At 52.1% G+C, this 18,186-nt stretch carries 21 protein-coding genes; 11 read left to right on the top strand and 10 right to left on the bottom strand.

Annotated features, from left to right (window positions below; genetic code table 11):
- Positions 1-2 precede the first annotated feature (2 nt).
- On the bottom strand, positions 3-446 hold the full coding sequence (locus WNY38_RS01095) for a flavodoxin domain-containing protein (protein ID WP_342855473.1): 444 nt from the start codon (positions 444-446) through the stop codon (positions 3-5).
- Between the two features lie 12 nt (positions 447-458).
- A complete protein-coding gene (locus WNY38_RS01090; RefSeq protein WP_342855472.1) occupies positions 459-1,685 on the bottom strand; it encodes an FAD-dependent oxidoreductase in 1,227 nt (408 codons plus the stop codon).
- A 222-nt stretch (positions 1,686-1,907) separates the two neighbouring features.
- On the opposite strand from WNY38_RS01090, the gene WNY38_RS01085 reads away from it, so the two are divergent.
- Genes WNY38_RS01085 through WNY38_RS01075 form a run of 3 tightly spaced genes read left to right on the top strand, consistent with a single transcriptional unit; the run spans position 1,908 to position 4,097 of the window.
- The gene (locus WNY38_RS01085) at positions 1,908-2,330 is read left to right on the top strand and encodes a Rieske 2Fe-2S domain-containing protein (protein ID WP_342855471.1); all 423 of its coding nucleotides are present in this window, start codon (positions 1,908-1,910) and stop codon (positions 2,328-2,330) included.
- Positions 2,331-2,344: 14 nt separating this feature from the next.
- Positions 2,345-3,577 carry an aromatic ring-hydroxylating dioxygenase subunit alpha gene (locus WNY38_RS01080; protein WP_342855470.1) on the top strand — a complete coding sequence of 411 codons (1,233 nt, stop codon included), beginning with the start codon at positions 2,345-2,347 and terminating at the stop codon, positions 3,575-3,577.
- A 31-nt stretch (positions 3,578-3,608) separates the two neighbouring features.
- Positions 3,609-4,097, top strand: a complete 489-nt coding sequence (locus WNY38_RS01075; RefSeq protein WP_342855469.1) for a hypothetical protein — start codon at positions 3,609-3,611, stop codon at positions 4,095-4,097.
- 34 nt (positions 4,098-4,131) lie between these two features.
- On the opposite strand, the gene WNY38_RS01070 is transcribed toward WNY38_RS01075, so the two are convergent.
- The 5 genes from WNY38_RS01070 to WNY38_RS01050 all read right to left on the bottom strand — a co-directional run bounded on the left by WNY38_RS01070 (position 4,132) and on the right by WNY38_RS01050 (position 8,954).
- Positions 4,132-4,467, bottom strand: a complete 336-nt coding sequence (locus WNY38_RS01070) for a hypothetical protein (RefSeq protein ID WP_342855468.1) — start codon at positions 4,465-4,467, stop codon at positions 4,132-4,134.
- 1 nt (position 4,468) lies between these two features.
- Positions 4,469-5,929 (bottom strand): glutamine synthetase family protein, encoded by a 1,461-nt coding sequence (locus WNY38_RS01065; protein WP_342855467.1) that lies wholly within the window; start codon positions 5,927-5,929, stop codon positions 4,469-4,471.
- A gap of 56 nt (positions 5,930-5,985) precedes the next feature.
- On the bottom strand, positions 5,986-7,326 hold the full coding sequence (locus tag WNY38_RS01060; RefSeq protein WP_342855466.1) for a TRAP transporter large permease: 1,341 nt from the start codon (positions 7,324-7,326) through the stop codon (positions 5,986-5,988).
- Entirely contained in the window at positions 7,326-7,841 is a 516-nt protein-coding gene (locus WNY38_RS01055) for a TRAP transporter small permease (protein ID WP_342855465.1), read from the bottom strand. Before WNY38_RS01055 ends, WNY38_RS01060 begins: the two co-directional genes overlap by 1 nt.
- A gap of 102 nt (positions 7,842-7,943) precedes the next feature.
- The gene (locus tag WNY38_RS01050) at positions 7,944-8,954 is read right to left on the bottom strand and encodes a TRAP transporter substrate-binding protein (protein ID WP_342855464.1); all 1,011 of its coding nucleotides are present in this window, start codon (positions 8,952-8,954) and stop codon (positions 7,944-7,946) included.
- A 204-nt stretch (positions 8,955-9,158) separates the two neighbouring features.
- Between WNY38_RS01050 and WNY38_RS01045 the strand changes: the two genes are divergently transcribed.
- Positions 9,159-9,923, top strand: a complete 765-nt coding sequence (locus tag WNY38_RS01045) for an IclR family transcriptional regulator C-terminal domain-containing protein (protein ID WP_342855463.1) — start codon at positions 9,159-9,161, stop codon at positions 9,921-9,923.
- Between the two features lie 210 nt (positions 9,924-10,133).
- On the top strand, positions 10,134-10,343 hold the full coding sequence (locus tag WNY38_RS01040) for a hypothetical protein (RefSeq protein WP_342855462.1): 210 nt from the start codon (positions 10,134-10,136) through the stop codon (positions 10,341-10,343).
- Here the strand turns inward: WNY38_RS01040 and WNY38_RS01035 are convergent.
- The 3 genes from WNY38_RS01035 to WNY38_RS01025 form a co-directional block, all read right to left on the bottom strand.
- Entirely contained in the window at positions 10,340-10,537 is a 198-nt protein-coding gene (locus tag WNY38_RS01035) for a hypothetical protein (RefSeq protein ID WP_342855461.1), read from the bottom strand. The two genes, WNY38_RS01040 and WNY38_RS01035, sit on opposite strands and share 4 nt — an antisense overlap.
- Positions 10,538-10,736: 199 nt before the next feature.
- Positions 10,737-11,558 (bottom strand): DUF6635 family protein, encoded by an 822-nt coding sequence (locus WNY38_RS01030; protein ID WP_342855460.1) that lies wholly within the window; start codon positions 11,556-11,558, stop codon positions 10,737-10,739.
- Between the two features lie 142 nt (positions 11,559-11,700).
- On the bottom strand, positions 11,701-11,823 hold the full coding sequence (locus WNY38_RS01025; protein WP_342855459.1) for a hypothetical protein: 123 nt from the start codon (positions 11,821-11,823) through the stop codon (positions 11,701-11,703).
- A gap of 554 nt (positions 11,824-12,377) precedes the next feature.
- On the opposite strand from WNY38_RS01025, the gene WNY38_RS01020 reads away from it, so the two are divergent.
- The 6 genes from WNY38_RS01020 to WNY38_RS00995 all read left to right on the top strand — a co-directional run bounded on the left by WNY38_RS01020 (position 12,378) and on the right by WNY38_RS00995 (position 18,185).
- Positions 12,378-12,539 (top strand): hypothetical protein, encoded by a 162-nt coding sequence (locus WNY38_RS01020; RefSeq protein ID WP_342855458.1) that lies wholly within the window; start codon positions 12,378-12,380, stop codon positions 12,537-12,539.
- Positions 12,527-12,691, top strand: coding sequence for a hemin uptake protein HemP (locus WNY38_RS01015; RefSeq protein ID WP_342855457.1), 165 nt, complete (start codon positions 12,527-12,529; stop codon positions 12,689-12,691). Before WNY38_RS01020 ends, WNY38_RS01015 begins: the two co-directional genes overlap by 13 nt.
- Positions 12,692-13,063: 372 nt before the next feature.
- Positions 13,064-15,073 carry a TonB-dependent receptor gene (locus tag WNY38_RS01010; protein WP_342855456.1) on the top strand — a complete coding sequence of 670 codons (2,010 nt, stop codon included), beginning with the start codon at positions 13,064-13,066 and terminating at the stop codon, positions 15,071-15,073.
- 87 nt (positions 15,074-15,160) lie between these two features.
- Positions 15,161-16,216, top strand: a complete 1,056-nt coding sequence (locus tag WNY38_RS01005) for a ChuX/HutX family heme-like substrate-binding protein (RefSeq protein ID WP_342855455.1) — start codon at positions 15,161-15,163, stop codon at positions 16,214-16,216.
- Positions 16,213-17,076 (top strand): ABC transporter substrate-binding protein, encoded by an 864-nt coding sequence (locus tag WNY38_RS01000; RefSeq protein ID WP_342855454.1) that lies wholly within the window; start codon positions 16,213-16,215, stop codon positions 17,074-17,076. The genes WNY38_RS01005 and WNY38_RS01000 overlap by 4 nt, the downstream gene beginning before the upstream one ends.
- Before the next feature lie 5 nt (positions 17,077-17,081).
- Positions 17,082-18,185, top strand: coding sequence for an iron ABC transporter permease (locus WNY38_RS00995; protein ID WP_342855453.1), 1,104 nt, complete (start codon positions 17,082-17,084; stop codon positions 18,183-18,185).
- The last annotated feature ends 1 nt before the right edge of the window (position 18,186 follow it).

Genomic DNA, 18,186 nt, shown 5'->3' with positions numbered 1-18,186 from the left:
CGTTACAAGCTCCCAACAACGTTTTCGGCCCATGGAATGGCCATGTCCTCAACCATCTCGTCATTTGATGCGTCATGCACAACACGCGCGCCGATACTCTGTGCGCCGCACTCAACAAGAAGTGTCGCGAGCTTCATCGATCCATGTCCGAATGTTGACGCGTATTCCATATCGCCCAGCCCAAACATCGCAAAACGAACACCAGACAAATCAGGTCGTTCTTTTTGCAGGACGCTTGCAAAGGCTTGCGCAGATCCTGGAAGGTCGCCATCGCCATACGAAGAACAGACGATGATGTTCAAGTCGGCCGTTTGAAGATCCTGCACAGTTGTGTCTTGCAAGTTCGCAACACGCGTATCGTGCTGTTCTTCAAAAGCCATGTTTAAATCGTCAGCAAGCATTTCGGCATTGCCCGTTTCGGTGCCAAATAAGAAAGAAATATTCATGGTTAAAATATCCTAAGAAGTTGTGGGGCGAAGCAGGTCCGCCATGTTTGATAATTTTTGACGGCACCGATTGTCGGGCGCACGAGAGACCTCAAGCGCGTCGATGGCTTCCCAATGTTTGAAGTCGATGACATCTGGCAGGTCAACCAAAAGGGCGGACCCTTTGCGCACCGCGTCTGGCTTTAGCTCTGCTAAGATACGTTTTGCCAAAATCTGCGCTTCGCCGCGACATTGCGCAATAGCTCCGACCGGACCGTCGCGGAACCAGCCTATTGTATAGAGCCGATCTTGTGGCGACGCTTTGTCGTTTGCCTCAGACAAAAGCGCTTCGCGGTTCAAACGTCCGTCAGATGTGAAACCGATAGCCGTGATGATCGATGAAGCAAGCAGGCTTTGTGGGCCATCTGGAGTATCGATTTCAAGTGTGAGGCCTTGAGCGGTTTCAGTGATGGCGGTTGGACGGCTCTCAAATCTCAATTCGACAGGAACACCGCCCGCCGTTTCCGCTTCCAAATGAGCAATGGCATCGAAACGGTCTTGTGCAGTGCCGTCCTTGGCATTGTTCAAATAGTGGGTGCGCACATCAATGGCTGACAGATTGGACAGTTCCTTGATCATGACGCTAGAAAAGCGTGCACTTGCCACAGAGGAGCGGCCAAGCATCGTAATCTGTTCAAACTCTTGCGATGCAAGCCAGTCCGTCGGTCCCTGCCCCAAATCACTGCCATGCAATTCGTCAGGGGTTTTCGAAAGCAGGCGCAAAATATCCACCGCGACATTCCCCATACCGATGATCACAGGGTGTGACCCAAGTTCGGGGAGCTCTGCTGCATTGGGGTGTTCATAGAGGGACCGCGTCAAAGCGCGGGAGCCAATGATGCCGGGACAATCATCCCCGGGAATCCCCAAGTTGCGGTCCTCAGAAAGGCCCGCGGCAAGCACCACTGCATCATAAGACTGCAACACGTCTTCAACTGAGACTTGCGTGCCAATCTGAACGTTGCCAAAAAAATGGGCGTTCTGACGTGTGAAAATACGCGAAAATTGTCGAGCGACTGCTTTTGTGCCTTGATGATCCGCAGCGACACCGTAGCGGACAAGACCGAAAGGCGTTGGTTGCGCGTCGATAATATCGAGTTCAAGGTTTGGGTCCAGCTTCAACAAAGCTTGCGCCGTAAAGCACCCTGATGGGCCTGCGCCTACGATGGCAATTTTGGCTGTCGACCTGTTAGTTGTCATGAGCGCGCACTCCAAAAGCTCTCTATTTGTCATCACGGCGCTCGTTTTTTATACAAGTGCCTGCCCTGTTGACTGTTTAGCGCCATGAAGGAGCCACATTAAATATTTGCATTGACCTGTAGATAAATCAATGAAAAAGTTCTATTAAAGCGCAACTTGTCGATTATCGCACGCATCGCGACCTAAGAGTTGCCCATATTATAACACGTTGAGGAAAATTTCATGTCCACTCCTTCTCAAGCTGAAGCGCCTGCCAACGCATGGATTAAGATTTCAACAGCGAGCGCATTGAGTGGCCCGCGGCCCGTCGCGCCGGTTCATGCTTTTGGGCGCGATCTTGTGCTTTTTCGCGATGAAGAGGGAAACCTTGGCTTGATTGGCCGGTACTGCCCGCATCGCGGTGCAGACCTTTGTTATGGCCGCCACGAAGACAACGGGCTGCGCTGCCCCTTTCACGGCTGGCATTTTGACCGCACGGGACAATGTACGGACCAACCTGCGGAACCCGATGATTCTACAATGTATAAAGCAATCCGTTTGCCCAATTACACAGTTTTGGAACACAATGGTGATGTCCTTGCGTGGGGCGGCACTGAGCCCGCACCCAGCGCTGTTTTGGACGCTGATATTGCTTGCACCGTATAAAAAGGACGCCACACATGATTACGCAAAAGCTTAACGACCAAATCAGCCGTATCGGACCAAACACACCTGCTGGTGCGGTTCATCGACAGTATTGGCAACCCGCCGCCTTGTTAGACGAAATCGAAGGTGATGATCCGCGTTTGCCCGTGAACCTTTTGGGAGAACGGCTGGTGTTGATGCGCGATGCGAATACAGGCTCATATATCTTGACCCAGCGCGTTGCCAGCGCAGATGAAGCCCCAGCGCATCACCCTGCCCGTGCGGATATTCATTTTGTTGAAGACGCTCCGATATATCCTGTGGTTGAAAAAAACGGGGTCTTATTTGCCTACTTGGGCGGTGGGGAACCACCTGAGTTTCCAAACTTCGATTGTTTTCGTGCGCCGGACACCCATGTTTTTGCATTCAAAGGCTTATGGGAATGTAACTGGCTGCAAGCTTTGGAAATTGGCATCGACCCTGGCCACGCTTCATTCTTGCACCGCTTCTTGCAAGACGAAGATCCACAAGACAGCTACGGCAAGCAGTTTCGCGACAAAGCGGCCAACACAGACATGCCAATGACCCAAGTCCTACGGGAATATCCGCGCCCCGATATTGAAGTCGAGGAAACAGATTTTGGATTGAAAATCACAGCCTTACGCCACATGGACAACGATTTGACACATGTGCGCGTGACCAACCAAATTTTCCCATCGGCCATCTGTATCCCGATGTCCCGCGAGATGATTATCACGCAGTGGCACGTGCCTATTGATGATGAAAATTGCTATTGGTTTACAATGTTCACCAGCTTTGAAAAGCCCGTCGACAAAGACCTTATGCGCGCACAGCGGATCAAAGAGCACTCTTTGCCAACATACGCGCCGCTTAAAAATCGCAACAACAGCTATCATTTCAATCCAGAAGAGCAAAAAACGCTGACATATACAGGCATGGGACTAGACATCAACGTCCATGACCAGTGGGCTGTTGAAAGCATGGGCGCGATCCAAGATCGGACGCGCGAACATTTGGGTCGCGGCGATGCTGCGATCATTCGATATCGTTTGATGTTGCGCAAAGCGATCAAAGCTTTGGCATCTGAGCACCTTGAACGGCTGCCCATGCAAGACGCGCATGTCACACCAAAAATCATCGGCCCACTGTCAAATGACGCAATTGCAGACAGCGATGATTGGGCTGCGGCGAGCATGCAATCAGACATGACACGCCGCACGGATTGCCCGTGGGATGCGTCTGTATGATGACCTCATATGTGGTCATAGGAGACACCAGATGCAGCCTGACGTAACGCCTGCATCTGGCGCTTTGCCATTCCATGATATTCTGGACGGGTATTTCACCCTCAAGGAATCTGTGCGTCAGATGATGACGCGCAACCATTTCTCATGGGCCAATTTTACGTTGCGACATGCCCCGATTATGGACATCTCGGGCTTGGCACCAGATGCGCCGGTGCCGCTACATTTACGCGACAACCACGCGGGCATGATCGATGTGATGGTTTTGACGGTGATGCGTGTTGCACCTCATGACACTGGCGAATTTATCTTGATCGGCGCAGGGGATTGGCACTGGCTGAATGGCCACGCTGACGCAGGCCTACCAAAAGATATTCGCCTCGGCGAGCCAGCGTATTTGACGGGGTTTGGTGTGTCCACGCAGCCTCTGCCAAAGTCCAAACAGATGTCAACGCCAGATGTTTTGGCGAACGTTCCCGCATCCTTGCCAGAGCTTGGCACCTTAAGATCTTTTTGCGCATAACACTCAGACGACGCAGGCGGCCTGAGTTGGTGCCTTAGCGCAAAGATTTCTTATAACACGCCGGGTTCATGTCTTGGATATCGACACTAATCGCATCGATATCAGGGCAGACCTTGCGCAAGTTTTCCGTCAGCGTTTCGGCCACTTTGAGTTTGGCTGCATCAGCGCGCCCTGCCAAAAGCGATAGCGTGACATGTATAAAAGACTCACGTCCATCGCCAAACAAAATCGCCTCTGACGGGGCCAGACGCACTTTGATATCTTCACGCTGCATGATGTCACTATGCGCCGCAGTCTCAAGCGCAGTTTCCAAAACGACGGCACGCTCGAGACCATGCGGGGCAAAATATTCAATCACCACATGCGGCATATCAAAAGATCCCAAAGTATTCTTGGTGTTCCCACTCCGTCACGGTGCTCAGGTACCGTTTCCATTCTGCACGTTTGAGCGTGGACATGTAGCTGACGAACTCTTCCCCTAGGGTCTGGCGAAACAGATCCCCCTGCTCAAAGGCTTCAATCGCTGCAATCAAACTTGGCGGCAAAGCTATAGCATCGGCACTGTGCGGAGACTCGACTGGACGTGGCGCGCTCAGGTCCTGCATTAAGCCTGAGAGGCCAGACAAGATTTGTGAGGCAAAGTAAAAGTAAGGGTTTGCGGCCGGTTCTGCCACCCGATTTTCAACGCGGCTTGCGCCATCACCGGGCACCATCAATGCGCGCACCATCGCGCCGCGATTGTCATAGCCCCATTCGATCCGGTCCGGTGCCAGTTGAAACGGCTGATAGCGCTTGTAGCCGTTGATTGTTGGTGTGGTCAGCAAGCAGCTTTCGGACGCATGCGCCAGCAAGCCTGCAATCCAAGCATCGGCTTGCGGGGTTAATTCGCCTTGTGTGGACGGTATAAACACGTTGTCGCCCGCAGAATTGGTCAAAGATTGATGCAAATGCCAGCCGCTGGACGCGCTATTGGCCGTCTTGGGGCGACACATAAACGTGGCATGCAGACCTTCGCGGGCGCAGACTTCTTTGACCATGGTGCGGAACATAATCATGTTGTCAGCGTGCGTCATGGCACTGGCAGGCTCAAAGGTAAACTCAAATTGGCTCGGCCCCATTTCAACTTCTGTCGAACGTACAGGCAGCCCAAGCGCCTGCGCGTGGCGACGGATCATATCCATGACTGGCTCTAGCCGATTGTAATTTGTCTCAGACAGATATTGATAGCCTTGGTCAAGCGGCGCGGTTTGTGGCGGCGCGCTTGGCATGCCAACTTGATCATGGCTCAATGCGTCATCTGTACGTTTGTAAACGTGAAATTCGACCTCAAGTCCAACCGTCAAAGCATAGCCCTTTTGGGCCAATTGATCGACAGCTTTGCGCAGCACAGAGCGTGGCGCGAAAGGCAGCGGCAGACCATCGCGGGCGTAAGGATCACAAAAGAGCCACGCAGAATGGGGCGACCACGGCAAAATGCGAAAGGTGCTGGGATCCGGCACAAGCAGCATATCGCCAGCTCCCGCCATCGTCGCCATCACACCCGGAGTGCTGCCATCCCAAATGGGAAACACAGTGCGATTGGATGTGTCTTTAAGCAGCAAAGTGCCAGGCATATTGAGCCCAGAGCGAAAGACAGACGCAAGGCTTGCTGCGGTGACCGTCTTGCCACGCAGTATCCCGTGCTGATCAGCAAACACCACACGAATGGTTTCAAGATCACTGCCGTCAACCTGATGCAAAAGATCCGCCGCGCCTTGAAGAGCCTCTTCGCTGAGCAAGCCATCTTTCGCCAAACGACCAGAGTTAATTTGTGCGAGAAAAGTAGAAGTCATCGGTGCGGCCTCCGGCCATGTGGTAAGTTTTGTTCAGCGAAAATAATAAAATACATTCAAAGCCGCCCTGTTAGCAAAAGAGAGATTGCAGGGAATGCCAATAGGATACCAAGTCTGATAATATCGGTCACCACAAACGGGATGACGCCGGTCATAATCGTGCTCAAAGGGGTGCCACGCGACGCACTTTTGACCATGAATAAATTCATGCCAACAGGCGGCGTGATCAACCCCAATTCGACCGTCACCACGGCAATGATACCAAACCAAATGGGATCAAACCCGTTGGCAATAATGATCGGGAAAAAGATTGGAATGGTGAGCAAAATCATCGCGAGGCTCTCCATGAAGCAGCCCAACACAACATAAAAAATGAGAATGGCAAACATCACTTGCCAGCGCCCAAATCCATTGCCGTTTAAAAAGTTGACCAATTCATTGGACAATTGTGAGGTTGAAAGCACAAAACCAAAGACCTCTGCGCCGATCAATATGAGAAAGATTGAACCGGTTGTAATCGTCGTCTCTATAAACGCCGCTTTCAACTCAGAGCGCGGCACGCGGCGCCAAAGGGCAAAAACCAATGCCAAGGCCGCGCCAATGCCGCCTGCTTCTGTCGGTGTGAAAAAGTTGCCATAAAGCCCCCCCATCACCAACCCGAACAAGAGGAAGGATGGAGCAAACAAGCGCAGGATTGTAAGGGCTCCAGTTTGCTCTGCTGGCGCATCTGCTTGTGTGTCTGATGATGTGTCTGCGGTTTCCGGCTGCGGCGTGTCTGCTGTGATTGGCGGCCAGATGCGCGCCATCACCAAGATCGTTACGATATACAAAACAAATGCCAAAACGCCGGGCAAAATCCCTGCCAAAAACATCGTCCCAACAGATTGTTCGGTGATCAATGCGTAGAGCATCAACGCAATGGACGGCGGGATCAAAATCCCCAAAGTGCCCCCTGCTGCGAGCGACCCTGTCGCAAGTCTTGGGTCATATCCATGGGCTTGCATTTCAGGATACGCCACACGCGTCATTGTCGATGCCGTCGCGAGTGAAGACCCTGATACTGTGGAAAAAACCGCGCTGGCTGTCATGCCCGCAGCCGCCAATCCGCCAGACCAGCCTTTGGTCAGCAACAGCGCACCACGGAACAAATCGGCAGCAACACCAGAGCGTGAAATCAGATTTCCCATCAACAAAAACAAGGGAATGAGCGTGAATGAATAGCTTGTGATGGTTTCAAAGGTTGCCGTTTGAAGCACGCTAAAAGCCGGAGCCATACCGACAATCATTGCAAAGCCAGCAAAGCCGACAGCGATCATAGCCAACCCAATCGGCGCACCAAGCAGCACGATGATGAACATGACAACAATTGAGGCATAGCCAACGAAGAGAGGGGTCATTATGAAAGCTCCTGATGTTGGCCATCGTTGATGCATGCTTCGCGCAAGGCGATGATCGCCAAGGCCAAACATTCCACAGCATATGTGCCGTAGATCAGATACATTGGAATGCGCAGATCTTGTGATGCTTCGCCGCGTGAGAAGGTTGCCAGCATGTCTTTGTAAAGAAGCCAAGACAACACCAAGGCAAATGCGACCACGCCCAAGAACCAAAACCGAATAAAGAGTATTTTCCAAAACTGTGGAAGGCGGTCTACGATGAAATCCACTGCGATCATGCCATGCGCCATAGACGCTGACAGACCTGCAAGCACCACAATACCTAAGAGATAAGATACTTGCTCGATCGCACCGGGGATCATCCAATTGACAGCCGTATCACTGACATCAAATACGATACGCGCCAGTACATTTAAGCCGACAACACCAACCATGTATAACAAGCACAGCGCCCCTATAAAAAGGCAAGCCATTTCCAGAACACGGGAAACTCGTGTGAGTGTTGCGACTATCATTTGGCGTCCTTAGGATAAGCTACGTGAGGATAAGCTACGTGTGGTAAAATACGCGTATTGGGCGGGCTGCATAATGCGGCCCGCCCAACAAGAAGAAACAGCTTAGTGAAGCTCGGCTTCACATGCTGTGACATATCCTTGCACAGCTTCATATGTTTCTGTTCCTGGAAGACCCTGCGCATTAAGCTGAGCGATATAGTCCTCGGACGCTTCTTTTGCGACTTTGTCCCATGTGGCGCGTTCTTCATCAGAAAGCTCAATCACAGTCGACGTTTCACGCAAGCCAGCCAAAACTTCTGCGCCCGCTTCATCATAGCCGCGTCCAGCCGTCACAGACCATTCCATACCGCTATTTGCATCGACTGCCGCTTTCACTTCAGGAGACAACGCTTCATACTTGCGTTTGTTCATCGTCGTTACAAAAGACAAGGCGTAAAATCCGAAAACTGTGTGGTAGTTGGACAGCTCATCCAAACGGAAGCTTTCAACACTTTCCCATGGCAACATGTAGCCATCAATCGCACCGCGCTGTAGCGATTCATAGGTATTAGGTGCTGGCATGCCCACCGGTTCCGCGCCGAGTTTTGTCAAAAGATCCCCAACCACTTGCGTAGGCCGGCGTAGCTTCAGACCCTTCATGTCTGCAAGGGTGCGCACAGGCGTGTTCGCTGTATGCAGATGACCCGGATCGTGTGTGTGCACAAACAAGACATGTGTCTCGTCATATTCAGCGTCGAGCGCGCCAGAGTCGTAGAGTTTTTGGAACGCACATGACCCAACAGCGCCAGTGTCAAACAGCCCAGGCAATTCAACAATTTGGCTCAATGGGAAACGACCAGCTGTGTATCCTGGAACGGTCCATGCAATGTCAGCGATCCCATTGACGGCATTGTCGTAGCCAGCAACAGCTTTGCCCAAAGTTTGCGCTGGGAAAATTTGAACATCAAGATCTTCGCCGCCAGCTGCCTCAACGGCGGCGGCCCAGTCTTCAAAAATAGTTTCGTTTTGCCAACTATTGGCCGACATGAAATGTGCGTAGCGCAAGGTTTCTGCTTGGGCTGATGCAGCGAGCCCTAGAACAGCAGTACCTGCAATGGCGAGAGATTTCAGCATAACTTGTATTTCTCCGTGTTGGTTTTTTTACAGGCCCTTCACGAGCCCTTATCCCCTGTCGCATCAAGTGTGCGATAATATACAATATGTTCGCTAATATTTTACCCTGTCAATACATTCTATGCTTGCGAGCTATAGAATAAGGGGGCAAAACAAATAAAGCTCAACATTTGCGCTTGGCTGCCGCGCTTTGAAGGACTAAAAATGCAACCCGACATTCCGACCAAAGACATTTCTCTAACGTTTATGAAGGGCATGAGGGTCCTACGAACCTTTGATGCAGACCATAGCCAATTAACACTCGCTGATATTGCGCGTTTGACTGGAATAGAACGAGCTGCGGCACGGCGTTTGGTCCTTACATTGGTTCACCTCGGCTATGTTCGCAAAGACGAAAATCGGTTTTCGTTGACGCCACGCGTCTTAATTTTGGGCAGCGGTTTTTTGCAGGGTAATCATTTTGGCCGGCTGGTACAGCCACTGATTGAGCTTTGCGCACGCGAGATTGGATATAGCGTAAGCTTGGCCATGCGGGATGGGTCTGCCCCAGTGTATGTGGCGCAATCGACCCAACAAAACGCACGTTACACATTCGGGTTTACCATCGGTAGCCGTGTGTCTTTGCTGAGCACCTCCATTGGTCGAACCCTCCTTGCGAGTGGTGATAAAACATGGGCGGATGAGATGATTGAAACGGCCCCCCTTGAGCGCTTCACAAGCGAAACGCTGATGGACAGAGAAAAAATTATAGCACAGGTTCGAGACATTCGCACCTCCGGCATCTCAGTTGTCGAGGCCGAATTCGAAGCCGGAGCCGTTGGGCTTTCTGTTCCAGTTGGCCTCATGGGCGGGGCTGAAGCTGCGCTTGGTATTTCGGAACCTATGAGTGAAGTCACACCCGCTGACTATCCAAGAGTAGCGAGTATATTGCAGCGCTATGCGGCTCAGATTGCAACGGTCCTAAAATAAACGCACAAGATAGCGGCACCCTGCTGCGCCAAAGGTCACGTCGAAGAGCCATATCTCCGCACAGATGCACGCGAAGACAACGTAGCCTCGTGAAACTCTAGTGTTTTTGAGGTCACTCAAAACCCCCACGCCTGTTCACCATCAATTGCTTTGAGCGCGATACTCCAATGGGGGCCCTTTGGGAGACTGACAAAGGTTTTACACCAAGCAATGATGGTGACAACAAAAGCGCAGTCATCGATGTGGCATTGCAATCATAATTCAGTTTTCACCAAGACAGCGACAATTGAGATGTTCGGCGCAGACAAGCCCCTTGAGGCTATTCGAAACGGTGCGCGCTGCCGTGAGTGTGGGCACCTTGGCGCTGAAACCATTGCTCAATACCCTGAGCAAACGGGACTTGTGACGAAGGCGGATTAGCCCTCCTTTTTGTCGAACTGCAAGGGTACGGGTTTCATCATAACACCCCGCGCATGCTTGTAATCCGCACATCCAACCGAATGAACCTCTGTTCTGATTCCCATCTTATGAGCATCAGGCAGAGCCGCGTTTAAATTGCTCAACGCTTCCGCAATACGCATCTTTGACAATTTTGCATGATCGACTTCACCCATCGGCCCGCCCCCCCTTATTCGCCTCTGTAGAAATGCCAACACAGTGATCTGGCTTTGCGCGCTGTGCTGTGCCGACGAACTTGATCACCAAGTCGCGCACCCAAGTCTTGCCAAGCGACCCTATCTTAGATCGGCACGAACAGCCCGAAGCCAACATTGGCGCGATCAATTATGCCGCACCGCAGATTTCAAGAGACGGTCATCCCCGCAGGGCGCGCCAGAGGTTAAGCGCTATGTCGGTCAGATCAGCTAGGCGGGCCATGATGTGTTCTCGCGCTATGGTATTGCTGCGACCTGACGCGATTTCTAGGCGATTCAGCAGGCGACACAGGCGGCGACGGTGCGTCCCTGTCATGACCTGCAACGGATCCGCGATCACACCGGCGAAGGTCGTCACAACAGATGCCAACATCGACAGGACAACACCCGTTGCCACCCATTCCCAAGACTTAAGATCCGTCGAGAACACACCATAGTACAGTCTGCCCACCCCTTGTCCGAGGGGGAAATTCGCGATGGCATGCGCGTGCGCTCTCAATTCAGCCACCTGTCCAGTGATAGACAGCACCCCAGGGGTGACAGTCTGAAAGACAAAGACCCCCACAATGATGACGATGAGTGTCGTTGTTATTTCGCTCACGGCACTGCGCACGCCTGTATAACCGGCTATCTCGTGCTCGACGGTCTCGGTTGGACTGGCAATGAGATCGCCCTTTGTTTCAAGGTCGCCGATAAAAGCCAAGACACGAATGGCGACCTGCTTCGACACATTGGTTTCAAACAAAATCTTACGTCGTGATATCCAAACAGAGGCTTTGTGGCATCGCATCGCCTTAGCGGTCAGGGCCATCAGTTGGGTCACAAGAAAAACCGGCGCCAACAAGACATTCGCTGGGGCACGCAGCAGATCAAAGCCAAAGGCAAAACTATGAAGACGCACTGTGCCTCGCAACCCAAACGTCGCACGCACGAATGCGCTGACCTCAGCTCGCCGACTATCATTTGGTGTTAAACCGCTCACTGACGAGGTTTCCCAGTTATAATTCATGTCACCTTATGTAGGATATCTCATCGTGATGTAAGCATTGCGACAGGTCTTAAAATTTCACGGTAGCAAGCGCATCTTGATCTTCAAACCAAGATGCGCCTCGCAAAGTCTCACTCTAATTCAAAGTGATCAGCCAAAGCGTCGACATTTTCTCCAAGCACTTGGGTTCTCCAAGCACTTGGGCGCGGTCTGTTTCCATCGGGTCGGTGCAAACCGGATCGTCTTTCTCTTCGATCAAACTCTTCGATCAAAATCGCTTCACCTGCGGGCTTACACAGACCAAGGGCTGAGACGTGAATCGCATGCACGATTGCCTGAACCGTCGCTTGCGGCACAAATTGCTGCCCATAGCGCTGGTGTCTGTTGCGCTTAACCGATCCGCGCCTTTTCCAAGCCCTATAAGTAAAAGTGAAGCCGTCAAATCTTGTATATCCTCAGGCGCAAGGCCCCAAGTGAGGCCTGAATCAATCGCTGCGACGGCACTGATCCGTGGGTCTTTATAGGAGGCCTCGTATTTGGCTTGGTCATGCCTTTTTGTATTGAGAACGGAAGCCAAGGTGTGTGGTGTCAACTGACCGCTGCAATATAGACCTCAAATTTTCCTGCAGGCGAATGATATTTAAAGATATTTTTTATTATGCTTTCGATACTTAGGTTAAAGGACTGACCTTCGTCACGGTTTTGGTCACTTCCACACGTTGACATTCCTGACAAATTTAGTCAGGTTGCATAGGATCGGTCCTAGCCAACCCAAATGGAGAGCCCAGACCACAACATAGCAGGAGAAACGTCATGGACTGGCGCACACAGACAAGCCCCATTAAAAGCAAACAAAAAGCACATCCGCTGAACAAGATCCAAATCCTGTTCCAGGATGACGGCATTCCGCAAGAAAAGTTTGGACGTGTTCTGGACAATTTAGCGTCAGAGGGGCCTTTACTATGGCAGACATAACAATCCCGACAAATTCCAGAGAGACAACACGGCCCAAAACATACGACGCACAGGACTTAATGCCTGATGGGCAGCCCGCATGTATTGTCCTAGCCGATCAAACCTATTTTTTACGCATAACGCGGGCGGGGAAACTGATCCTCACCAAGTAGAATCGTATGCCGGCTGCGGACACCAAGCGTCAAATCGTAAAACTGCCCTTTGTAGAAAAGGGTATAACTTGGGTCGCATTTCAGTCCCAGGCGACGTGTTGCCAAATGCAAATGCGGTGTTGGATGGCGACCAATCGATAGGTTGGTCGCCCCTGTTTGTTGTGACGGCACGCTCTATCGACTTCAAGCGCAGCACCCTAATCCAGTAGGGTTTTATCATCAACGAAGACCAAAACCTCCATCTGCAAACCTGATGAAGAGGTTAATAATTTATTCTTGACAAAAATAGTAAGGTTATAGTAGTTGCCCTTCAAATAACGCAAGCTCCCTCCCTTGGTAGCCAGCCCAAAAGGAACAACCAAGGGGATAACAATGAGAACTCAAACAAGCTTGCGTGCACTTATGGCAGTCATAGCTGTTGCACCGACACTGGCGGGGCCAGCGTTTGCCCAAGACACCGACACCTCGGACTTTGGCGACTACATCGGCGTCGTCACATTAGGGGAAAGCCGCCGGGGCATTCAAACCGACACGGCAACATCTGAAACAATTATTACACAAGAAGAACTCGATGCGCGCCAGGCCTCAACGCTCGCCGAACTCCTCGGTACGATTCCGGGAGTGACACTGTCCAACGCTGCCACACCTCAGGGGTCTTCCATCAACATTCGCGGCCTTGGGGCGGATGCTGGGACATACGGGTCAAACACCAAGGTTGCTGTGGTGATCGATGGTGTCGCAAAAGGCCAAGAAGAGATCTACCGCCAAGGTAGTATTCTGACAATGGAACCAGAGCTGTTCAAAACAGTTAAAGTGATCCGTGGTCCGGGCGAAAGCTTCCGTTTCTCAGGAGGTGCGATTGGCGGCACAGTGGACGCTGTCACCAAAGATGCATCTGATTTTCTCGAAGACGGTGACACATTTTCGATCCGCCAAAAGCTGTCCTATGAAAGCAACGGCGATGGCTTCATGAGCAGTTCAATTGTAGCTTGGGCCCCCGATGACAAACTCGAAGTGCTTGGGTTCTACGGCTACCGTTCCAGTGGCGACTACACCGATGGTTCGGGCAGCACAGAAGCCGATACGGCCTATGAAATGCCGTCTGCGATGCTCAAGTTAAAATACAACGCAACCGATGAGCTCAGCTTTACAGCGTCAGTGTCAAAAACACAAAACCGCCTAGAAGATGTGAGCTATGATTTTATCGGTTCCTCGTTCGACGCGCGTGTAGATGCGGACATAGAAGACACCACGGCCTATGCGCAGTTTCAATACAATCCATCCGACAACGATTTGATCAATCTGACCGGAAAGCTCACATATTCTGACGAATTGATTTCAAACATTTCAGATACGACATCCTCGACAATCTACAATGCGGACAACAGGACAGAGCGACTGTCTTTGAGTTTTGAAAATGAGGCGGTCTTTGCGACAGGGGCAGCCGATCATACAGTATTGACCGGCGTTGAAATCGGTAAGCGCACGCGCACTTCCATTAGCGATACGGACTCAAATGCAAGCGCGTCTCCGGGCGGTACGGATGAATTTATTGCGGTCTATGCGACGGATGAAATCGTTATCGGCAACCTCACGTTGACCCCTCAGTTGCGCTTCGAGAAACAAAAAATCACGTCTGAGGGCAATGACTCGATCGCGGACGGTACAACCTATGAAAAAGACTCCACCGTCGGTGCTTTGTCTTCGCGTTACAGGCTCGGTGAAAACTTCGCAGTGTTTGGCACGCTCGCGTATAATGAAAACATGCCGATCATTGATGATCTGTCCAACGCCTTTATTGAAACGTCGGAAAAAGCAACCACGATTGAACTTGGTGCCTCTTATGACACTGTCGATGTGTTCCAAACTGGCGACAGTGTGAAAGCCAAATTGACCGCATTCAAAACGCGTATTTGGGACAACACAACCTATTACGATTCAACATATTCATATGAGAACATCAAATTGGAGGGAATCGAATTTGAAGCCTCATACGCCAATGCTGCGTTCTACATGGATTTCAATGCGTCTCGCATACGCGGCGAATGGGAAACGGGTGAGTATTTCAACAACGCGCCAAGCGACGCAGCGCAGCTGACTGTTGGCAAGCATTTTCTTGAGGACCAATTAAATCTCGCTATTGAAGTCCTGCACGCTTGGTCGAATGAGCGCACAACAAGCACCTCCGGTGCGACAGCGGCAAGTGAAAGCTACACAGTTGCAGGCCTGACGGCGGCCTACATTCCAGACAGCGGTCTCGCGCATGGTGTGGAATTTCGTGCGTCGCTCGATAACCTGTTCGATCGCGACTACCAGCCCTACCTTAGCAGTAGATCTGCACCCGGACGCAATCTGACGCTCTCGGTCACCAAGATATTCTAAATTTGGCCGCCCGCGATGCCGCGCATCCTCAGATGCGGCATCGCCCTTTCGCGTTTTTACGCCACCTTAAGCCTAAAGGACATTGCTATGACATCTCCCCTTTCCGCCACTGATATTCGCCAAGCCAAATCCGATGCCACAATGCGAGATCGTGATTTGGCACACAGCTTGGGTATTTCCGAAGCTCAACTTGTTGCCGCTTTTGTTGGGCAGAACGACGGACAAAGCGTGACCCGCATCGCCCATAATCCAGATGATGTGATGCCGCAGATCACATCCTTGGGTGAAGTCATGGCCCTTACGCGCAACGAATCTTGCGTGCACGAACGGGTCGGCACCTTCGAGAAATACACCTCTGGTCAACATGCCTCTATGGTGCTGGGGCCCGATATCGACACCCGCATCTTTTCCAAACACTGGAGCTTTGGCTTTGCCGTTGAGACGCAAACCGAAAAAGGCACCCGTAAGTCTTTGCAGTTCTTTGATGCCGCAGGCGACGCGTTGCAAAAGGTCTTTATGCGTGACGACTCGAATCATGATGCTTGGGGGCCACTTGTTACGGCGTTGAAAACAGGCGACATAAACGACAGTATAGAGGTTGCACCACGCAAACCTGCCGAAGGTGCGCAAGGCAGCGCAGACAATCGCAGCGCCTTGTTTGAGGCATGGGCAAAGATGACAGATACTCATCAATTTAACCGCATAACACGTAATCTTGGCATGAACCGCCTTGGTGCATATCGTCTCGCATCAGGTGAAAAATGGGTGCGCCCTGTGGCAAAGGACAGCTCAGAAGCATTCTTGAATGCCGTCGCTGAAGCGCGTCAAAAGGTGATCTTATTTGTCGGCAATCCTGGCAACATCCAAATTCATTGGGGCACGCTCGACACCATCAAACCAATGGGGCCTTGGCTCAATGTGCTTGATCCGAAATTCAACCTTCATCTGCGCGATGATCACGTGGTCGAAGCCTATGTCATTGAAAAGCCAACCAAACGTGGACCTGCTTTGTCATTCGAAGCCTTCGACGCCGCGGGCAATTTGATTTTTCAATGCTTTGGTCAAAAGAATGAAGAGGGTGATGCCGCGCGGTGGGCCAATATTTTGGCTGAACTGAAAACCTGTGAAGAGGCATTGGCATGAAATACTTTCTCGCCGCTCTCGCCGTCGCCTTTCCGGTTACGGCACAAGCAGAAAGTTATCCGAATGCCACCTCTATCGTTTCCATCGGGGGCCCCGTCACAGAAGTGATTTACGCTCTTGGGGCGGGGCACCGCATTGTTGCACGCGATACCACATCGCATTTCCCAAGCGAGGTGGAAGCCCTTCCAGATGTCGGTTACATGCGTCAATTGTCCGCGGAAGGCGTGCTGTCAGTCAGTCCAGATCTTATCGTGACGCGCGACACGGCAGGTCCACCTGAGACATTAGACCAGTTGCGCGCCGCCAGTGTACCGCTGGTTGAGATCCACGATGGTTTCACAAAAGAAAGCGTTCTGAACACGGTCGACAACATCGGCGAAGCCTTGGGAAAACAAGACGCCGCAGCGACATTGCACAAGCAGATCGAAGACGCGTTCGGCGCGCTTGAAACGGACATTGCGCAGCAAAAAACAACCTCGCGTGTCTTGTTCATCCTTTCCAATCAAGGGGGGCGTCTAAATGTTGCAGGACGCAACACAGGTGCCGATGGAATAATCACCCTTGCGGGGGGCGAGAACGTCATGGGGGCCGCTTATGAAGGCTATAAAATCATAAGCGACGAAGCATTGATTGAAGCCGCACCTGACGTCGTTTTGATGATGACAGGGCGCGAGGATCACGCAGGGCGCAAAGAAGAAATATTAGCCCTACCCTCTCTGGCTCATAGCCCCGCCGCGCTGAACGGTTCCTTCGTCACCATAGACCCAGCCGCACTTGGCTTTGGCCCCCGCACGGCCCAATTCGCAAGAACGCTCAATGCGGCGCTCGCGCCTAAACCTATAGCAACAAAGGCGCAGTAAATCAGATGGCAGCTCTATCCTTTCCCACTGCAAAACAAGCATTCACCACACTGCGCGCGTCCTCAACGCCCGGTGATCGCAGGGCAAAATCGTTCATCCTTCAGGCCGGATTGGTCGTCCTATTGCTATTGATGATGTTGCTCAGTTTGGGCTGGGGTGCTGCGTCCGATACAGATGTCCTTGGGGCAATTGGCGCGAAGTTTGGGATTGGAACTGCAAGCGCGCGCGACATGTCTATCGTTTGGGATATCCGCATGCCAAGGATGCTCACGGCCACTTTGGTCGGGGCCGCGCTGGCGGTGTCCGGCTCGGTGATGCAGGGGCTATTTCGCAACCCGCTTGCGGATCCCGGTCTGGTCGGCATCAGTGCCGGCGCGGGCTTTGGTGCCGTCATGGCCATTGTACTAGGTGGGTTTCTGCCAGTGGCAGTGCTCAGTCTTGTGGGCCCTTATCTTATCCCCTTGGCTGCGTTCCTCGGGGGCTGGGCCTCAACATTGATCTTATACCGAATTGCGACCCGCGGTGGGCGCACATCTGTTATCACAATGCTGCTTGCGGGCATCGCGCTTGGGGCCATAACGGGCGCTGCCACCGGGTTTTTGGTCTACCGTGCCGACGATGATCAGCTGCGTGATTTGACGTTCTGGGGGATGGGTTCGGTTGCTGGGGCGTCTTGGTTTAAACTCATGACGGCGGGTCCAATAATCATTCTGGCGTTGGCCGCTGCGCCTTTTTTGGCACGCGCCCTCGATGCTTTGTCTCTCGGCGAGCAAGTTGCGCAACATATGGGCATTGACGTCCAGAGAATGAAACGGATGTCAGTCCTAAGCGTCGCCGCATCCGTTGGCGCATCAGTCGCCATCACTGGCGGCATTGGGTTTGTTGGCATCGTTGTGCCGCATCTTTTGCGCCTAATACAAGGGCCCGTGCATCGCATGCTTTTGCCAAATGCCGCCCTCTTGGGGGCTGTGTTTCTTTTGATTGCAGACATGCTGAGCCGCGTTGTCGTGGCCCCGGCTGAATTGCCCGTTGGCATTGTGACAGCCACAGTTGGGGGGCCCTTCTTCCTGTGGGTCTTGCTGAAAAATCGCGCAATTTTGGAAGTTTAAC

Origin of the sequence: Pacificibacter sp. AS14 (assembly GCF_038899935.1) — a bacterium.
GTDB lineage: Bacteria > Pseudomonadota > Alphaproteobacteria > Rhodobacterales > Rhodobacteraceae > Celeribacter.
This window is presented reverse-complemented; position numbering and strand designations above follow the sequence as displayed.